The following is a 20,114-nucleotide window of genomic DNA, read 5'->3' as shown; positions in this document are numbered from 1 at the left end:
TGGAGCTTGGTAACTACAAAACTCTTGCTTCCCTTTCTTTTTACCTAATTTGTCCCATTTTTTAGTAGGGTAGAGTACTCCTATTTATAACTCCATTTTCAAATCTTCAAATCCCCAAATTTTCAAATTTGAATCCTATCGCCAGTATTTGGGGTACTTTCGTGTTTTGTGAGCATTGTTAAACATCAATGCAACCAAAACCAATACGATTGCGCCTGTCAGCAAAGGAGTAAACAAGAAGCTCCATGAGGCATGTGTCAAAATAATGACCATTACGTCAGCTCCTGCTGGCGGATGCACCGTTTTGGTGAGTTGCATGATAGCTAATGAAATCCCTACGCCCAATGACATAGAAAAAATACTGTCCCCTACCCAATACAGACAACATAAGCCCACAATCCCAGCAATCAAATGTCCTCCAATGATATTCCTTGGCTGAGCCAAAGGGCTATCTGGAACACCAAATGCCAAGATACAAGTAGCTCCAAAAGGAGCAATTAACATAGGGGTTTGTGTCCACTCGGCTATTAGACCAATACTCGCAATACCAATCAAGCCACCAATGGCCGAACTAAAGGCATGCGTCCATTTAGGACGAGCGGGGCTTCGCTCGTTTGTTTTAAACTTCGATAAATAATGTTTCATGGTTTTGTTTCAGATGCTTAGCCTATAGGTTAAGTCATATAATATTAAGACAAAATTACACAAGAAGGTTTCATTTGCAATCGGAAAAATACAAGCATTTAACTACCTAGTAATCAACCTAAAAGAGTGATGATGGAAAAAATACAAATTCAAATTATTTTGAAAGGATTTTAATGGTAGAATTTTAAGATGAGATACTTTATTTTCTTGATAAAAAAATCTAGAAAAAATGCCAGAATAAGTATTAATGCAAAATAAAATTGCCTTAATACGCTCTAGGCTATAAGCCGTAGGCATTAGGCAAGCACAACTTTTTGCTTATGGCATATAGCTTAATGCCTATTGCGGGTAAAATTTATTTTGCCCTACAAATTACTTTAACATAACCATAAAATAGGATTAATACTCAAGCAAAAAGTAGAACCTACTTTTGTGGTTCTTTTATCGATAACAAATGGTTCTTATAAACGAAAAGCCATAAGTTAGGGATATGAATTGTTAAAAAAGCTTGTATCTTTTGAACAACTCTGTATAGTTTGATAATCAGCGATTTGTCCAAAAACAAAACATCCAATTTTATGAAAAAGTTTATTTTATCAGCATTACTGGCGTCTGCCTCTTTTAATAGCTCTTTGTTGGCACAAACTTTTGAAATAGAAGGTCATCGAGGTGCACGAGGATTGATGCCTGAAAATACCATTGAAGCATTTAAGAAAGCAATCGATTTGGGTGTCAATACACTCGAATTGGATGTTTGTATCACCAAAGATAACAAAGTAGTGGTTTCGCATGAGCCTTATATGCTGGCTCAATATATGTCAAAACCCGATGGGACTCCTGTGAGTAAGCAAGAGGAAAAATCACTGAATTTGTATCAAATGACTTACAAAGAAATCAAGCAATATGATTCTGGGATTCGTGGTAATGCGGGCTTTCCTGAGCAGCAAAAGGTTTCTACTTACAAGCCACTTTTGGTTGATATGATTAAAGCTTGTGAGGCATATATCAAGAAGAATGGTTTGCCCCCTGTTAAGTATAATGTCGAAATTAAATCAGGCGAAAAAGAATATGGCATTTATCAGCCTGCGACAGTTGAAGAGTTTTCCGATTTAGTTCATAAAGACTTAAAAAAACTCCTTCCTGCCGACCGTATTATCCTTCAAAGTTTTGACTTTACCGTTTTGAAGCACTGGAAAAAACAAATTGATGCGGGCAAATATATGCCAGTGCAATTATCAGCTCTTACGGGTGAACTAAGTCCAGAGGCAACATTTGACGCTTTAGGTTTTTTGCCAGTTTATTATAGCCCTTATTTTAAGCTAGTTACCCCAGAAAGAGTAAAAGCCTGCCATGACAAAAATGTAAAATTGATGCCGTGGACAGTCAATGAAATTTCGGATATGAAAAAAATGAAAGAACTCGGTACCGACGGACTCATTACGGATTATCCTGACCGTGTAAAAAGTATTCAATAACCCCAATTTCTCATAAAAATCAATGAAAAAATTCCTTCTTTTTAGCATTTTATGTTGTTTAGGCAATGTTGTTTTTGCCCAAACCTATACGCTCAAAAATGCTCATTCGCATAATGATTATGAACATCAACAGCCTTTCTATCAAGCTTTTGGCTTAGGATTTGGCTCGATTGAAGCTGATGTTTATTTACAAAAAGATGAAATTTTTGTTTCTCATGAAGCAAAAGATATTCTTCCTACTCATACTTTCCGCAAACTTTATTTAGAACCTATTTTAAGAGAAGCGTCTATCAATCCCAACGGTGTTAGACCATTTCAATTGCTGATAGATTTAAAAACAGAGGGCTTGTCAACATTGACCGCTTTGCAAAAACAGTTGCAGCCTTATCGTCAGTATTTTGATAGAAAAAACAACCCCAATGCGATTCAAATCGTGGTAAGTGGCGAGCGTCCTGCTCCTAGTACATGGGCACAATTTGATGAGATTTTTTACTTTGATGGCAGAGATAAAGAAACCTATCCTACCGATTTGCAGTGGCGTGTTCCGATGATTAGTGCCTCATTTAGAGATTTTTCTAAATGGAATGGTCTAGGACGTTTGCCTGCCAATGAATATAAGCGCTTGGAATCATTTGTAACTAAATGGCATTCTGCTCACAAAACAATACGTTTTTGGGGCGCACCAGACAATCGAACAGCCTATACCACATTTATCAAACTAGGAATGGACTGGATTGGTACCGACCATTTGGAACAATTGAGTGAATATCTTCAAAAATTGCCAAACAATCTTTCGCTTGTAAAAACAACACATGAAGCTTATTATCCTACCTTCAAATCGGATGGGATTCAGAAAAAATCAAAAAATGTGATTTTGTTGATTGGTGACGGAATGGGTATTGCTCAGATGTATGCAGGTTTTACAGGGAATAAAGGTGATTTGAATGTTTTTAGAATGAAACAAGTGGGTTTGTCAAAAACCAATTCTGTTGATAATTTCCATACTGACTCAGCTGCTGGTGCTACAGCGATGGCAACAGGACAAAAAACAAACAATCGCTATTTGTCGGTTGATACCAAAGGTGATAGCATTGCAACCTTACCAGAGGTGCTGAATCGTTATAAGATTCCATCGGGCGTAGTCGTTGCGGAAGAAATTACAGGAGCCACTCCCGCAGGATTTTATGCGCATCAACCTGAGCGCAGTTGGAGCAGTGAGATCATCAAAGATTTGTTGAAAAGTCCTATCAAATTGGCTATTGGCGGTGGAAATACTTTAATTAGCGAGGCACAGAAAAAAGCAAATCCAGCGACTTTGTTCTTAAATGATTTATCTCAATTGAATCCCGCAAACCCTAGCAAAGCCATTGTGTTGGTTCAGGATTCATTGGTGAAACCCAAGCAGAAAGGACGTGGAGAGTATTTGTCACAGGCTTTTGATAAAGCTATTGCACAACTTTCGACCTCAAAAGACGGCTTTTTCTTGATGGTAGAGGGTTCTCAAATCGACCATGGTGGTCATGCCAATCAATTGCCATTTGTGGTAGACGAAATGATTGATTTCGATAAAGTAATTGGTAAAGCCATGGCTTTTGCTGATAAAAATGGTGAAACAACGATTATCGTTACCGCCGATCACGAAACAGGTGGCTTGACACTTCATGATGGTAATTTTAATACAGGCCAATTAGAAGGTAATTTTGCCACACCTGACCATACAGGCATTCCCGTAATGGTATTTTCGTATGGACCAAACTCTACGTTATTCCAAGGTTTTTACGAAAACAATACCATTTTCAATAAAATCTTGCAGTGCTTTGGTAAAGGAAAGTAACCTCCTTGAGTATAATTAACCTAATCATTTTATCAACGCCGTAGTTGCAACAGAATTTAACTAGTTTTCTGTAGCAGCTACGGCGTTTAGCATTAAAGTAAAACCCAGCTATTTCATATTACAGGATAATAAAGTATTACCCCATAAACGGGATTTAGAAATTTTAAAAATAAGTATTACTTTTGCGCAAGCTTTAAATAGCTGATTTACAAATTATTCACTTCTATAACTCCTACGGTCATGTAATGCTTTTATAAAACACATTCAATACATTCTCTGCTTTATTGGGCAGGGACTATTGGTATTATGTTTTATATAAAGTTTTTATATCATGACTATCTCACGTAAGTACAACCGTACCTATCATTACCCCTTTTCCCCTGGTACTAGTTCTGATGACCGTATTAACAAGAACTACTGGGAGGATTTATCACGAATTTCTAAAGTTATCCATACCGAAAAACTTGATGGTGAGAATAACTGTATTTCTCGTCATGGCGTATTCGCACGATCTCACGCTACTCCAACTCAATCGCCTTGGACAGTACAATTGCGTCTCCGTTGGGCGTCAATGAAGCATGATTTAGGAGATTTAGAGATTTTTGGAGAAAACCTTTATGCCATACATTCAATAGAGTATCAGCGTTTGGAGGACACATTTTTTGTGTTTGCTATCCGTGAAAATAATCAGTGGCTCTCTTGGGAAGAGGTATGCTTTTATGCAGGAGTTTTGGACTTACCCACCGTACCTGTATTGGCAAGGGTATTGCTCAACAATTATACACAACAGCTTTATGAGCAAGAAATATTGACCTTGACTGCACAACCAAGTCAATTCGGTTCTGTAGATAGCCAAACGCAGCTTTTATGTACTTGTGAGGGTATTGTTACTCGAAATATAGAGGCTTTTGAAGTAGATAACTTTCAACATCATGTGTTCAAATACGTGCGTAAAGGTCACGTAAAAACAGATGAGCACTGGACTAAAAATTGGAAAAAAGCAAATGTTAACTATAGATAATCAAACATGGGAATATTGGAGTACTCGATACGATTGGGTGCTCCAGATGCACAATGTGCCACAAGACCCTATCCATCATGCAGAGGGCAATGTGGCAATACATACCCAAATGGTATTAGAGGCATTAACTTCATTGCCAGAATACAAAGAATTGACACAAACTGAACAGAACATTTTATGGTATGCAGCATTGATGCATGATATCGAAAAACGTTCGACCACTGTCATCGATGAGCATGGGAGAATATCATCGCCTGGGCATGCTAAAAAAGGTGAGCGAACAGCAAGACAAATTCTCTATCAAGACTTTGCGATGCCATTCGAGTACCGAGAACAAATAGCCAAACTAGTTCGCTATCACGGTTTACCATTATGGATTTTTGAAAAAACTTCACCAGAGCAAACGCTCATCAAGGTCAGCTTGGAAGTTAATACCAAACTACTAGCGATGCTGGCAAAGGCTGATGTGTTAGGTCGTATTTGTGAAGATCAAAAACTACTTTTGGAAAAAGTAGAGTTATTTAAACTCCTCTGTCAAGAACAACAATGTTGGGGAACTAAGCGAGTATTTCCTTCAAATTATAGCAGATTCGAATTTTTTCGTCAAGAATCTCTTTATCCTGATGTCCTATTGTTTGATGAATCAAAAGTAAAAGTGATTCTTTTGTCAGGTGTAGCTGGTACAGGCAAAGATTACTGGATTCAAAAAAACTGTGGAGATTTACCCGTAATAAGCTTGGATGATTTACGACGAAAACTTAAAATTTCGCCAACAGATACGAAGGGAAATGGGAAGGTGATTCAACTTGCCAAAGAACAGGCGAAGGAGTATCTTAGAAGCCACCAAAGTTTTGTTTGGAACGCTACAAACATTACTATGCAAATGCGCGAACAGCTAATATCATTATTTGTTAGCTACCGTGCTTTTGTAGAAATAGTCTATCTAGAAGTTCCGTACAAAACCTTATTACAACAGAATTCTAAACGTGAGGCAGTCGTTCCAGAAAAAATTATACACCGTATGATTGAAAAGTGGGAAGTGCCTAACCTTTGGGAAGCACACGAAGTAAAATACGTCTGTAAATAGACAATCAATATTGTTCAGCCTTTAGCAAAAATTCACTGCTGTTAATGAAATGTTAAAGGATACGAACTTGTAGGCGATAAACGTTAATTTTGAACTATGAATTCAAAGACCTTACGCATATTTGTTGCGCTGTCAATCTTGCTAATGGCTGGCGTTATTGTAATCCAATATTTTTGGTTTAAACAGGCTTACAATATCCAAGACCGAGATTTTGACCAGCGTGTGACTTCCGCTTTAAGAGTGGTAAGTCGTCGTATCCTTGACTTTAACCATAATCCCAATAATAAACTTTTGCAGCCAGTCGAGCGTGTAACCTCGAACTATTACACTGTACAGACCAATGATACTATCAACGCAAAAGTATTGGAAGAATTCTTGAAGCAGGAGTTTGCCAGAAGCGATATTCGTCTCAATTTTGAATATGGGATATATGATTGTTTGAGCGACAGAATCAATTACAAATCATTTGTTTGTCATTCCGAAAATTGTGATAGAAGTGACTCTACAGCGCACTATCGTTTTCCTGACCTCAATATCCATAATTACTATTTTGGCGTATATTTTCCTGATAAAAAATTCTTCTTATTAGGCGATTTAGATAACTGGTTTATTTCATCGACCATTCTTTTGGTGGTAATGGCTTTCTTTGTGTATGCCCTTATGGTGATTTTTAAACAAAAACGCCTTTCTGAAATTCAGAATGATTTTATCAATAACATGACCCATGAGTTCAAAACGCCTATTTCTACTATTTCTATTTCGTCTGAGGTATTGATGAAGCCCGAAATTGTGAATACGCCCGAGCGCTTACTCAGCTATGCTTCAATTATCAGAAAAGAAGCCTCACGACTTAAAAAGAATGTAGATACAGTTCTTCAAACAGCCAATATCGACCAAAAAATAGATAAGCTCAATTTGGAAGAAATAGATGTACATGAGCTATTAGAAGATTTGAGTATTAACTGTGAGCCGATTTTTAAAGAAAGAAAAGGCGAGTTATTACTTGATTTACGAGCAAGTTCAACATTAATCAAAGCAGATAAACTACATATCAGCAATGTTATCCACAACTTGATTGATAATGGGCTAAAGTATTGTGAGATTATTCCTAAAGTAAAAATTAGTACTTATAATCAAGGAAATGATGTAGTGATTAGTATTCGAGATAATGGAATAGGTATTTCGGAGCGTGATCAAAAATACATCTTCAATAAATTTTTTAGAGTACACACAGGCGATGTCCACAATGTGAAAGGCTTTGGCTTAGGATTGTATTATGTCAAAGAAATGGTTGAAGGACACAAAGGAAAAGTTGAACTCAAAAGTAAATTAGGAGAAGGCAGCGAGTTTCGCTTGTTCTTTCCGCAGGTAAAGAAGATTTAGTAAATTGATCGATTATTTTAATCATATATTTCTGAGGTAGAGGCACAATGTATTGCGTCTAAAGAGGTATAATTATGAAATATAGTAAGTAAAAGGCGGTCGGAAAAATAATTTCGACCGCCTTTTTACTGCTAAAGCGAGTAAATCGTCTTGCTATACGGGTATTAATACTATCTTCAAATTTTCAAATTACCAAATTATCCTATAAAAATCAGGCATAAACTTTATGAATTTCAAGGGATATTTTTACATTTGTAAGGATAGAACTATATGTTAACCTCATATCCGTTATTTTGTAGTAAATGCGAACCTTACAAGTTTTTCTACCAATAGCTACGGCTTTTTGGCGAGGTTATTTTTCCATCAGTCGCCGAAGTTTGTTGCTTTGTACACCTATAATCTTGATCTGCTTTTCACTTTCTATCAATGGTTTTTCTCAAAAAAAATCTGTAGAAACGGTCTCAGACGAACAAATTCAGCTCTTTATCCAAAAAGCGCAAACTAGCGGTTTGTCTATTAGTCAAATCGAAAAAGTAGCGCAACAACAGGGATATAGCCCTGCCGAAATTGCTAGGATTAAAGAACGAGTAGAAAAAGTAAGAACCGAACAAAATAAGGTTTTGACCAATGTCACTCCTCCTGAAAATACTTCTAGAACTCAATTAGGGCAACTTTCTGAGCCTCAGTCATCCAAGATTACTTCTGCTATTTTTGGCAAATCTCTTTTTACAAAAGAAGGATTAAGTTTTGAACCTAATCTACGTATTGCCACGCCTCAAAATTATCAATTAGGTCCCGACGACGAGCTTATTGTGGATATTTACGGTGCTGCGCTAGATAACTTTCATGTGAAAGTAAGTCCAGAAGGAACTGTCAAAATATTGAATCTTAGCCCGATTTATGTCAATGGACTCAGTGTAGAAAATGCCTCTCAACGTATTGTATCACGTTTGCGACAGTTATACCAAGGGCTCAATGTGGCAGGAAGTGGCGTATCGGCACAAGTGACTTTGGGCAATGTACGAAGTATTAAGGTAACACTTACAGGCGAAGTTAGCCGACCAGGCACTTACACGGTTTCGTCATTGGCAACGATATTCAATGCTTTGTATGCGGCGGGTGGACCATCAGAAAACGGTTCTTTTCGAAATATCCGTTTGATTCGTAACAACAAGGTTTATCGCATATTAGACTTATATGACTTCTTGCTTCGTGCCGACCAAAAAGATAATGTGCGTTTACAAGATCAAGATATTATCCGAATAGGAGATTATACAGCAAGAGTTGAGTTACAAGGAGAAGTGAAGCGTCCGATGATTTTTGAAGTAGAAAAAACAGAAACACTTCAAGATGTTTTACGCTTTTCGGGAGGTTTTACAGACAAAGCTTATACGTATTCGATTCAGTTGAAACGTAATACCGCAAAAGAATTAAAGCTTATCAATGTTGCACAGGAAGAAGTGGCAAGCTTTATTCCTAAAAGTGGCGACAAATATACCATCGGAACGATTTTAGAGCGTTTTGAAAATCGAGTAAAAATAGCAGGTGCTATCTTTCGTCCGGGTGAATATGCCATCGAAAAAGGTACTTCTACCGTAAAAGAATTGATCCAAATAGCCGAAGGACTCAAACCAGAGGCATTTATGAATCGTGCAAGCCTGCGTCGTTTGAAAAGTAATGACCAATATGAATTAGTTAATATTGATTTAGGGAAAATTTTGAGTGGACAGAATCCAGATATTCCTTTGAAGCGTGAAGATTTTCTAACCGTTTATTCTACACATGATTTACAAGAAAAACGTGTGGTAAAAATCGAAGGAGAAGTCAATCAGGCGGGCACTTATGAATATATCGATGGCATGACTTTGGGCGATTTGATTTTACAAGCCAAAGGATTTACCGAAGGGGCAAGTGCTTCGAAAGTGGAATTATCACGAAGAATCAAAACAGAGCTATACTCAGCAGGCAACGACCATAGCGTAGAAATTCTATTTTTTGATTTAGATAAAAATTTAAGTCTTGAATCCAAAGAAGCTTCTATGTCGTTGATGCCTTTTGATAAAGTTTATATTCGAACTGCTCCCAATTACGAAGCACAAAAGTCAGTTTATATCGATGGAGAAATAGCCTATCCCGGTTCTTATACCATTAAGGATAAAGCGCAACGTATTAGCGATTTGGTTCAATTGGCAGGTGGTCTTAAAAAAGGTGCTTATCCACAAGGTGCCGTTTTTCAGCGAGATTCTTCAGTAGTGGCGATTGATTTATCTTTAATTTTGGCGAATCCACAGCAGTCCGAAAATTTGCTTTTGTTGGCTGGTGATAAAATTACCATTCCAAGGCTAGTAGAAACTGTCAAATTGACGGGCGGTTTGCTCAATCCAGTTGCGGTAGCTTACCGAGAAGGGCAAAGTTTACAGACGTATTTATCGCAAGCTGGGGGGCTTAGTCCTTTGGCACAACGAAATCGTATTTATGTAAAATATGCCAATGGGATGTCTGACAAAACCAATCATTTTTTGTTTTTCAGAAAATATCCTAAAGTATTGCCGGGGTCGGAAGTAATTGTACCCGAACAAGATAAAGAAACGCAATCTAAACTTAGCGTGGGCGAACGTATCGCCATTATGAGCGGCATTAGCTCTTTGGTTTATGTGATTATTAGTATCACCAATGCGATTAAGTAGTAACTGATAGGCTTTAGGCAATAAGCAGTAGGTTAAATGTTTATATTATTTCATTCAAAAAACACTTCTATATTTTTTGCTTACGGCTTATTGCCAAAAGCTTAATGTATAGAATTCATTCTTTTCTTCATTTGGACACGAATAAAAACCATATAACCATATCAATCAAAGACCTCATTTCGGGTTTGGTTCAGGGCAAGCGTTTTATCTTGTTGATGAGCCTTTCGTTTGGAATCTTGGGTGCACTATATGCGATTTCGTTGCCAAACCTATATACTTCTGAAGTTAAAATTTTACCAGAAATTGATACCAAAAATATCGAGAGCCTTGATAAGTTTAAGTCCTTGGCAGGACTAGCAGGAATTGATCTGGATAATTTGAATAGCACCGAAGCTATTCGACCCGATTTATATCCTCCTATTTTGCAAAGTACTCCTTTTTTACTGAGTACATTCAAAACGCCCGTATTAGTGGCAAAAACGCAAGAAAAAACGACGTTGTTTGAGTATCTCAATGGCCTTCGTAAACAAAAATTATCTTATCGGATTTTTGGAGAAAGCTCCTCAGAAACTATGGGCGTGTCATCTTCACAGACACCCGAAAGTTCGCTATTATTGAACAAGCAAGAAGTATCTATTTTGAAAGATTTAAAAGAAAATATCATAGCTTCTTTAGATAAAAAATCAGGTGTAATAAGCATTAGTGCTAAAATGCCAGACCCTTTGGTGGCTACTATCGTGGTAAAATATGCTCAAGACTATTTGAATCAATATGTAAAAAAGTATCGTTTAGAAAAGACACAAAAAGAAGTAGATTTCTTGGAAAAAAGAGTTGAAGAAGCTCAGAAACGATACCAACTTGCTCTGCAACGTTATTCTGCTTATCAGGATAGTCACAGAGGGTTATTTTTGAATACGGCCAGACAGCAAGAACAGAAACTACAACAAGAGTCAGAACTAGCCTTTTCTTTATTTTCAGAATTAAGTAAAAAACTCGAAGAATCAAGAGTAAAAGTTCAACATGACACACCTGTTTTTCAGGTACTCGAACCAGCACAAGTGCCTCTTAAAAAAAGTGAGCCTAAACGCACGATTATGGTACTTGCCTTTATGATTTTGGGAGGGATGATTGCTTGTTTAGTATTGGTTTTCAGACATTTTAAAGTGTCGAATTTGTTTTCTTAGACACTTCATATTTGGCTTTTTCAGAATAATGTTTTAATATTGAGATTATCGGTTATGAGAATGTGCTCATAATCAGAATAGTACTACCAAAGGTCATGATTATAGTACTATTTCAATCTTCCTCAAAAACTTTTTAACGAATGCTCAAGGCTGAAAGCCGAAGGCCCAATAATTAGATAACACACCTATAATATCTTATCAGACCTGCTCTACTGCGAAAACTCCATGGCTATTTATTTGAAAATTGGAGAACCGCATGAATACTATACCTCATAAATTACCCCTTGTATCTATCATTTGTACCTGTTACAATCAAGCTACGTTTGTTGAACAAACGCTAAACTCTATATTGTCTCAAGACTATCCTCATCTCGAAGTTTTTGTGTCCGACAATGGAAGTACTGATGATAGTGCTCGTCGTATACAGGACTTTTGTCAAAAAAATATCCACGATTTTCAAATTTCCTATCATCTTGAAAACGTAGGAATTTGTAAAGCCTTTAATCAATCATTCGCTAAAGCTACTGGGAAGTATATCATAGACCTTTCGGCTGATGATATTTTGCTACCGCATTGTGTAAGTCAACAAGTGCAGTTTTTTGAAAAACAACCAGACGAAATTGGCGTCATATATTCGAACATTGAATGGATTAATGCACAGGGAAAAAGCAAAGGTAAAGCCTTTGGAAACTTACCTCCTCCGAGTGGGAATATCTGGCTAAAACTTCTAGCAAAATCATTTATTCCTGCACCTGCGATGATGATGCGTAGAAGTTTGCTTTTGCAAATAGGCGGATATAACGAGCAACTAGCTTATGAAGATTTGGACTTCTGGTTAAGGTCATCTCGAATATGTCATTATGCGTATTTACCACAAGTACTCATGCAAGTACGAAAAGTACCTAATTCAGCTACTTCAGGTTTTAATGATGCAGAAAAAGGCTTGTTGGAGTCGGCATATCGAGTTTGTTTGCTTACACAGTTTAAGCTTGATTCTCGTAAAGAGCACAAAGCTTTGGACAAACGAATTTTAAACTATTGTCTAAGAGCCTATACTTCTCAGCAATTTGAGATGGCACTACGTTTCGCTCATCTATTATCAAGCCCAATTTGGAAAAAGATTATCACCTATTTAATCAAGCAGAAAATAGCTCTCAGAGTCATAATACGGCTTTATCATCTTTTCAAATACCTAAACTAGTCTACTACTTAACAAAATCATTCTATGACTATATCACAACCCCTTTCTACACTGATTCAGCAAAGTAGCTTTTTAGTTACGGGTGGCGCTGGATTTATTGGGTCACATTTGGTGGATTTTTTACTAAAACACCATGCACAAAAAGTTGTCATTGTGGATAACTTTTCAACAGGTACATTCGAAAATATTCAATCTGCCTTGAGGTTTGCTAATTGCCAATTAATTGAAGGAGATTTGCAAAATCGCATTATTTGTGAAATGGCCTGTGAAGGAATCGATTTTGTTTTTCATCAGGCAGCCCTTGGCTCAGTGCCACGCTCTATTCACGATCCTATTAGTACACATCAGGCCAATGTCAATAGCTTTGTGAATTTATTAGTAGCTATGCAAAAAGCGCAAGTCAAAAAAATGGTTTTTGCCTCTTCCTCCTCTGTATATGGCAGTTTACTTGCTGATGTCAAACAAGAAGTTACCGTTGGTGAACCACTTTCTCCTTATGCGGCTACCAAGCGTATCAATGAAATTTATGCGGATATTTTTGCTCAAACATACCAACAGGATTTGATTGGTTTGCGCTATTTCAATGTATTTGGTCCACGACAAAATCCTAATGGACCTTATGCTGCGGTGATTCCTAGGTTTATTCAGGCGGTTTTGGAAGATAAAGCAGGGATTATTTTTGGCGATGGTGAGCAAAGCCGTGACTTTACTTATATCGACAATGTGGTATATGCTAATATTTTGGCCCTATTCACCAACTCTCAAGAGCATCGCTTCTTTAATATTGCTTGTGGTCAGTCCATTTCTTTGAACCAAGTATGGAATGCCATTAATATTTGTTGTGATTCTGAACTCCCAATATTATACCAGCATCCTCGACAAGGAGATATTTTGCATAGTAAAGCCGATATAAGTCGAGCCAAACAATGCTTGGATTATCAGCCTTTGGTGTATTTCAACGAAGGTATTCGTCGAACAGTTTCTTGGTATCAAGCACAGAAAGTCCATGCTTAGCCTTTTTCCAAAACTACAAAGCCTATTTAACCTGCAATTAAAAGGGCTTTCGTGTCAGCTAGGATGGTATATTGTACAATTAGGAGCGACATTTATCGGTAGCATTTGGCTAATACGACACCTAGATAACTCACATTGGGGAAGCATAAGTTTGCTGGTATCTTATCATGGAATGTTCAGTGTTTTTTCGGGAATTTGGTTAAAAGATTGGGTAATCAAAGCTATCGTAGAAGGCAGGAAAATCGAAACACTTTTGGGTAGTGTGGCATTTATAGCGGTGTTATTATCAGTCTTTGGATTTGTTGTTTGTGGAGTAAGTTTTATGCTATTTTTTCCACAATATTCATTTTTGAAAAACCTCATGTGGATACAAGCAGGAAATTTGCTGACAACGCCCTTTCATGTTGTGTACTTTTATTTTGATGCTATCAAAAAGCCTCAACTAATCAACCAAGTGAATGCTTATTATGCCATTTGTGCAGGAATTTGTAAGGTAATTTGTGTCGAGATAAAGCCATTTTCATTTTCCACTTTTTTATGGTTTCAATTAGGTTGTAGCTTGGGGTTATCAATGGTCTATTATGGGCTTATTAAGAGCGAAGGGCTGGGATTTCGAAAATGGCAGATTCAATGGTCATTAGTGCTAGAAATGAGTAAAGGAGCATGGTCTGTTTTTGTGAGTAAAATCATTGGTTTAGCCCAATCCAAAACGGATGTGTTGTTGCTAGCAAGCTTGTTGAATCTGAGTGATACAGGCAGGTATAGTTCTGCTTTACGCTTGGTTGAAGCTAGCTATTTTGTCCCAGTATTGTTATTTACCCATCAATATCCTCGCTTGGTGGAGGCAAAACGATTGTCGGAAATGCTATTCTTCAAAAAAATGCGCCAGTATCTTCAGGTAAGTGTAGGGACGAGTATTGTGTTTGTAGTAATGATGTGGGTGAGTGCCCCTTTGTTTGAAAGAATTTTAGAAGTGCGACAGTTGAGTTGGCTTATTGGAGGATTATCGTTAAACCTACTGTTTTATATGTTGGACATGGCTCGCTCAAGCTTGCTATTTACGAATAACTTGACCCATTTGATGATACCAATTCAGGTGATTTCATGCTTATTGGGAGTTGTCTTTAGTTATTTATTAATACCTGTTTGGGGGATTTATGGTGCAATCATGAGCGCTTGGATTACAGGTATATGGCAATGCTGGTTGAGCAATTATATTTTTCGAGAAACACGTTTTATACCTTCCCTGTTATGTTCGAAACCTTATTTTATGGCTTAAGTTTTACAGGAGTTTGTTATTACATTTTTACGAAACGCCTATTTGATTTTTTGAGTTTGTCCTTCTTTAGTTCATTGGTTTATTTTATTCCAGGGTTTTCAGGTTTGATTATTAATCCATACGATACCGATGAAACTACTGCTATTTATCCCCCTTGTTATTGGGTTTATGATTTGGTCTTGGGGATTAACTTATTTACAGTGTTGATAAATGATAGTTTTTTACAAGACAAATCCATCAGTATAAAAGGAGAGTTTAAGCCTAGCCTAGCTCTAGGAGCACTTATGATGGGCGTGATAGGACTAGCTGGGTCACTGATTCAATTTCCTGATTTGTATTTGAATCGTGCGGAAGTAAGTAAGGGAGAACTTCAAGAAATCCTTAGCAATCGAGCAGACCGTTGGAGTGTGCTCTGGGCGATGGGTGCAAGTCTACTGGCCATGATAGCGTTCAAAGCAGGCTATCGATTTTACCAAATACTAGCAGTTGTACTCTTAGGTTTGGATTTGTTTTGGGGAGGAAATCGCTCTTCCTCAGCATTTGTAGTTTTGGCATTATTAGTGTTAGCAACTCAGCATGAACCCAAACGATTAGTGAGCTATTTGAGTCATTGGAAAAATTTAGGAAAAAGTCTATTACTCACAAGTCTAGGATGTATTTTCTTTATCTCAAAACTCATATTGCCTTTATTACAAGCCAATCGTATGGACTTGTTTGAGGAGATTTATCCTTCTTGGCAAGACGTATTGTTTCATGCTTTTGTGGTAAGCGAGCCCGCCGCTATTCAAGCAAATTTGTCAGAAACCTTGCGTAAAGGAATAGAGGTAGATTGGTATCATCCTGTGGATATTGTTGGTCAATTGATTATTGGTGGCGATTGGCTTGGAATGCAGTCTAATAGTCACTATTTGAGCCAAAAGGATTTATTTCCACAACTTGAATATGGCTTGGCATATAATATTTGGGGAGATATTTGGGCAAGTGGCGGTTGGATTGCCTTAATTGTTTTTATCTTTTTTTACCATATTGTTTTGGTACTTGGCAATCTCCTCATTAAGCGTTCAACGGGATATTCTTTGGTCATTATCGCTTTATTTTTCTCGATATGGGCTTTTTATATTCATCGAAATAATCTTTTGTTTCAACTATACTTACAAAAACGAGTTTTGATTTTTGCGATAGTGCCTTGGCTTTTTTCGCTGATCAATATTCGCTGGAATAGTTCTCATGCTAAATCAAGCTAACCTATGTGTGGAATAACTGGACTTGTTGATTTTCGTTATAAAAGCTCTCGTCAAATACTACATCAAATGTATTCATCTTTGAGCCATCGTGGTCCAGATGCCTCTGGAGAATACTGGAAATCTATGCCATTGTACCAAATAGGACTAGGGCACACTCGTTTGTCACTTTTAGACGATAGTACTCTGGCCTCGCAACCCTACCGATGGAAACATTGGGTATTGGTATTCAATGGAGAAATATACAATTTTAGAGAAATCAGACATACTCTTCAGCGAAAAGGCTACTATTTTGAAAGTGAGTCTGATACAGAGGTATTAGTTAAAGCATTTGATTATTGGGGCGAAACTGCTGTTCAGCAATTGACGGGCATGTTTGCTTTTGGATTGTATAATCAGGAAAGCCAGCAATTGATTTTGGTAAGAGATAGGGCGGGTACAAAGCCACTATATGTGTACCAATCAAAAAACGTAATCTTATTTGGTTCTGAACTAAAAGCCTTGATGGCTCATCCTGATTTTCCAAGAAAAATGCAAAATCAATCTGTGGGACTATATTTTCAGTATGGCTATGTTCCTAGCTCACATTGTATTTTTGAACAAACTCACAAGGTACGAGCAGGACAGATTTTAGTGATAGACTTGCAACAACATACCACACGTTATCAAACCTATTGGTCGATTTTAGATTCTTTCAGCCAACCAATCGCAAGGCAATATCACGCTGAATCATTTTTATTGCATGAGCTAGACCAAAGACTCGATACTGCTTGCCAAACACGCATGACAGCCGACCACCCTATAGGTTTATATTTGAGCGGAGGTTACGACAGTTCGTTGGTAGCGTATTATGCTCGTAAGCATAGCAATTTTCACAAAGCTTATTGTTTAGGTTTTGAGGAAAATGAATACAGCGAGATTCCTTTTGCCCAACAAATAGCTCAACATTTAGGAATACCCTTTGAAGGGTTTATCCTAGAAAATCAAGAGTCTATATACCTTACAAGGCAATTGCCTGAAGTATTTGACGAACCCTTTGGCGATAGTTCGGCAGTAGCTTGTTTGGCGTTAAGTCAGCGAGTGAGGTCATCTGTCAAAGTAGTGGTATCTGCTGAAGGTGGCGACGAACTTTGGGCTGGATACCCACGCTATGTACAAAGTTTAAGACTTCTTCAGGGATTAAAGTATGCTCCAAATTCAGTGGTCAGATGGTTGCTAAAACCATTTAAACACCGCAAATATGCCAAATTGAGGCATATTTTAGCACATCCTCAAAATCCAGTTTGGGTACTCGATGCCGTGAGTCAGACACTTAGTAGTAATTTGGTGACGTCATTAGTACAAGATTTTATCCCGAATTCAGAATATACTTTTAGAAAGGCTTTTCCCAATGACCCCATTCATGCGATGCTGTATTGGGATTATTCTCAGTATCTAGTCGATGATTTGATGGTCAAAGCTGACCGTACAGGAATGGCCGTTGGTCTCGAAATTCGAGAGCCTATGTTACATCATCCATGGGTAGAATGGGTATCGAGTTTACCGAGTCAGTACAAAATCAAAGGCTTGGAGCAAAAGTATTTATTGAAAAAATTAGCACATCAAAAAATCCCACAGACACTTTTGGACAGACCTAAAAAGGGTTTTGGTGTCCCATTAAGTAAATGGCTGAGAGGTTCTTTGAAAGAGCTGGTATTGGATACATTGACAACCTCTGCACTGGAGCAACACGGATTACTCAATACAGCGACTGTGAATCGTTATCTCAAGCATTTTTATGGAGGCTCGGATAGCTATACTACTACACTTTGGCACCTATTGCAATTTCAACTTTGGTATAATCGATGGCTATAAAACCTAAAATATTGTTTTTGATTCCCAGTCTGGCATGTGGAGGCACCGAAAAAGTGATCAGTACACTCATTAATCATTGGGATGGTGAGCGGTTTGATATTCTGTTAGGTGTCAATTCAAAAGAGAGACCATTTTATTCCATAACCAATACTGCTGTATCTATTTCTATTTTTGGTAAAAGTAGAGTTAGATACACTTGGATAAAGCTTTTGAAACTCATTTGGAAAGAGCGCCCAGACTATATTTTTAGCGTCTTGGATTTTACAAGATTAATGATTTTGTTAAAACCATTTATTCCAACATCGTGTAAGCTTATCGCTCGTGAGTCAAATTACCTGTTCGAATGGTTAAATACTCCACAGAAGATGCTATCTCAATATTTGTACAGCAATATCGATTTATTGGTTGTGCAATCGGATTTGATGGAACAACATATTATCCAATATTTACCCGAAATAGCCCCGAGAACTTTGGTTATTCCTAATCCCATTGATACCGCTTTGGTCAGAAAACTTGCTCAGATGCCCTTGGAGTATAACCTTCCTAATTGCCCTGTTTTTATTACGATTGCAAGGTTAGATACCATCAAAGGACATCTACGAATTTTGGAGGCATTGACCTTGCTCGATTTCCCATTTTGTTACTTTATTGTGGGAGAAGGACAAGAGAGAGAGGTCATAGAAGCCTATATTAAACAGCATCAACTTGAATCGAAAGTTGTTTTGACAGGCGAACTAAAAAATCCCTTTCCTCTACTCAAAAACGCTCATGTATATCTGCAAGGCTCATACTCGGAGGCTTTTCCGAATGTCATTTTAGAAGCACTATGTTTGGGGATAACTCCTATCGCCTTTGATATCTCTGGAGGAACTTCCGAGATTATTCGTTCTGGTGAAAATGGTTTTCTGGCAATGGAAACCAACGATTTTGCAAGCTCCATTAATCATGTATTAGAGAAACCTTTTTTATCACATAAATTAACAGAAACAATTCATCTATTTGATTTAAAGAATGTTATGGATATTTATAGCAAATTGCTTTAAGAATATAGATTCGATTAAGTACTCAAAAACTACATCTGATCAACAATGATTTACTAGAATCGTATGCCCATCAAAATCACCTATATCATTACAAGTTTAGGCATAGGCGGTGCCGAAAATATGCTTTATAAATTGTTAAAATATACCGACCGAAAAGAGTTCGTACCATCGGTAATTTGCCTGACTTCGGAGGCAGATTTGTTAGCATCTATTCAATCTCTAGGAATAGAGGTATTTGTTTTGCCCTTTCAAAGTCGTTGGTATAATCTTCCCTTCATCACATTTGAATGCCATCGTGTACTTTACAAACTTCGCCCTGACATTGTTCATACTTGGCTGTACCATGCCAATCTACTGGGGGGAATAGCCACTTATTTTTTGCCTCATCGTCCCATCATTGTATGGAATATTCGAAATACTTTGAGTGGAGTAACGTCTTGGTCTCAAAGGGCTTTCTTTCTACTCATAAAAATAACCTCTCGTTTTATCCCTGATTATATTGTGAGTTGTTCACAAAAGGGTGCAGAGGAACACCATAAGGCTGGGTTTTTGCAAAAAATCAAAGTTATCCATAACGGCTTTGTGGATAACAATCCTATTGTACTTGAGAATCGTTCTGTCATGCGCATTGGAATGATAGCGCGATTTACACCTGAAAAAGACCATTACACTTTTCTAAAGGCTGCATATCTTTTCTTACAAAAAAATACCAATTGTCGATTTGTATTAGTTGGGAAAGGTTGTAATTCCGAAAATCCACAACTTCAAAAATGGCTGGTGCAGCTTGAACTAAGCGAGTATGTCGAACTACACGAAGCACAAATATCGCTGGATAAGCTTCTGAATACCTTGGATATTTTTACACTTAGTTCTTATTCTGAGGGTTTTCCAAATGTGATAGGAGAAGCCATGATGAAGGGAATTCCTTGTGTATGTACTAATGCTGGCGACGCACAAATACTTGTGGAGAAATCGGAATTGATTGTTCCAATACAAAACCCCAAGGCGCTTGCGGAGGCTTGGCTTTCGGTATTATCTATGCCTTTAGAAAAGCGTGTTGAACTTGGATTAGACTTACGACAAAGAGTGTTGGAGCATTTTCATATTTCCAAAATTGCCCAACAATACGATGAATGGCATTGGTCTTTACTTTATCCCTAACAAAA

15 protein-coding genes are annotated in these 20,114 nt (G+C 37.5%); 14 read left to right on the top strand and 1 reads right to left on the bottom strand.

Features of this window, described 5'->3' with window-relative positions:
• Positions 1–135: 135 nt before the first annotated feature.
• Positions 136–645 (bottom strand): HPP family protein, encoded by a 510-nt coding sequence (locus tag GVN22_RS13945; RefSeq protein WP_166551618.1) that lies wholly within the window; start codon positions 643–645, stop codon positions 136–138.
• A gap of 578 nt (positions 646–1,223) precedes the next feature.
• Here GVN22_RS13945 and GVN22_RS13940 point away from each other — a divergent pair.
• The 14 genes from GVN22_RS13940 (at position 1,224) to GVN22_RS13875 (ending at position 20,109) form a co-directional block, all read left to right on the top strand.
• A complete protein-coding gene (locus GVN22_RS13940; RefSeq protein WP_166551617.1) occupies positions 1,224–2,120 on the top strand; it encodes a glycerophosphodiester phosphodiesterase family protein in 897 nt (298 codons plus the stop codon).
• A gap of 22 nt (positions 2,121–2,142) precedes the next feature.
• Positions 2,143–3,954, top strand: coding sequence for an alkaline phosphatase (locus GVN22_RS13935; protein ID WP_166551616.1), 1,812 nt, complete (start codon positions 2,143–2,145; stop codon positions 3,952–3,954).
• A 331-nt stretch (positions 3,955–4,285) separates the two neighbouring features.
• On the top strand, positions 4,286–4,975 hold the full coding sequence (locus GVN22_RS13930) for an RNA ligase family protein (RefSeq protein ID WP_166551615.1): 690 nt from the start codon (positions 4,286–4,288) through the stop codon (positions 4,973–4,975).
• Positions 4,959–6,062 (top strand): AAA family ATPase, encoded by a 1,104-nt coding sequence (locus GVN22_RS13925; protein WP_166551614.1) that lies wholly within the window; start codon positions 4,959–4,961, stop codon positions 6,060–6,062. The genes GVN22_RS13930 and GVN22_RS13925 overlap by 17 nt, the downstream gene beginning before the upstream one ends.
• A 96-nt stretch (positions 6,063–6,158) precedes the next feature.
• Complete coding sequence (locus tag GVN22_RS13920; protein ID WP_166551613.1) at positions 6,159–7,445, top strand: sensor histidine kinase KdpD; 1,287 nt, start codon at positions 6,159–6,161, stop codon at positions 7,443–7,445.
• 401 nt (positions 7,446–7,846) lie between these two features.
• Positions 7,847–10,132 carry an SLBB domain-containing protein gene (locus GVN22_RS13915; protein ID WP_205690897.1) on the top strand — a complete coding sequence of 762 codons (2,286 nt, stop codon included), beginning with the start codon at positions 7,847–7,849 and terminating at the stop codon, positions 10,130–10,132.
• Positions 10,133–10,236: 104 nt separating this feature from the next.
• On the top strand, positions 10,237–11,316 hold the full coding sequence (locus GVN22_RS13910; RefSeq protein WP_166551611.1) for a Wzz/FepE/Etk N-terminal domain-containing protein: 1,080 nt from the start codon (positions 10,237–10,239) through the stop codon (positions 11,314–11,316).
• A 256-nt stretch (positions 11,317–11,572) separates the two neighbouring features.
• Positions 11,573–12,517 carry a glycosyltransferase gene (locus GVN22_RS13905; protein ID WP_166551610.1) on the top strand — a complete coding sequence of 315 codons (945 nt, stop codon included), beginning with the start codon at positions 11,573–11,575 and terminating at the stop codon, positions 12,515–12,517.
• 24 nt (positions 12,518–12,541) lie between these two features.
• Positions 12,542–13,531 (top strand): NAD-dependent epimerase/dehydratase family protein, encoded by a 990-nt coding sequence (locus GVN22_RS13900; RefSeq protein WP_166551609.1) that lies wholly within the window; start codon positions 12,542–12,544, stop codon positions 13,529–13,531.
• Positions 13,524–14,810, top strand: a complete 1,287-nt coding sequence (locus tag GVN22_RS13895) for a polysaccharide biosynthesis C-terminal domain-containing protein (RefSeq protein ID WP_166551608.1) — start codon at positions 13,524–13,526, stop codon at positions 14,808–14,810. The genes GVN22_RS13900 and GVN22_RS13895 overlap by 8 nt, the downstream gene beginning before the upstream one ends.
• Complete coding sequence (locus GVN22_RS13890) at positions 14,783–16,054, top strand: hypothetical protein (protein WP_166551607.1); 1,272 nt, start codon at positions 14,783–14,785, stop codon at positions 16,052–16,054. Before GVN22_RS13895 ends, GVN22_RS13890 begins: the two co-directional genes overlap by 28 nt.
• Positions 16,055–16,057: 3 nt before the next feature.
• Positions 16,058–17,905, top strand: coding sequence for an asparagine synthase (glutamine-hydrolyzing) (gene asnB, locus GVN22_RS13885; protein WP_166551606.1), 1,848 nt, complete (start codon positions 16,058–16,060; stop codon positions 17,903–17,905).
• A 17-nt stretch (positions 17,906–17,922) separates the two neighbouring features.
• Positions 17,923–18,948: a glycosyltransferase gene (locus tag GVN22_RS13880; protein WP_166551605.1), complete on the top strand. Its 1,026-nt coding sequence runs from the start codon at positions 17,923–17,925 to the stop codon at positions 18,946–18,948.
• 63 nt (positions 18,949–19,011) lie between these two features.
• On the top strand, positions 19,012–20,109 hold the full coding sequence (locus GVN22_RS13875) for a glycosyltransferase (protein WP_166551604.1): 1,098 nt from the start codon (positions 19,012–19,014) through the stop codon (positions 20,107–20,109).
• Positions 20,110–20,114 lie beyond the last annotated feature (5 nt).

This window comes from Cellulophaga sp. BC115SP (assembly GCF_009905545.1).
Lineage (GTDB): Bacteria > Bacteroidota > Bacteroidia > Cytophagales > Spirosomataceae > Flectobacillus > Flectobacillus rivi.
Note: the sequence above shows the minus strand (reverse complement) of the source record. Positions and strands in the feature narration are given on the sequence as shown.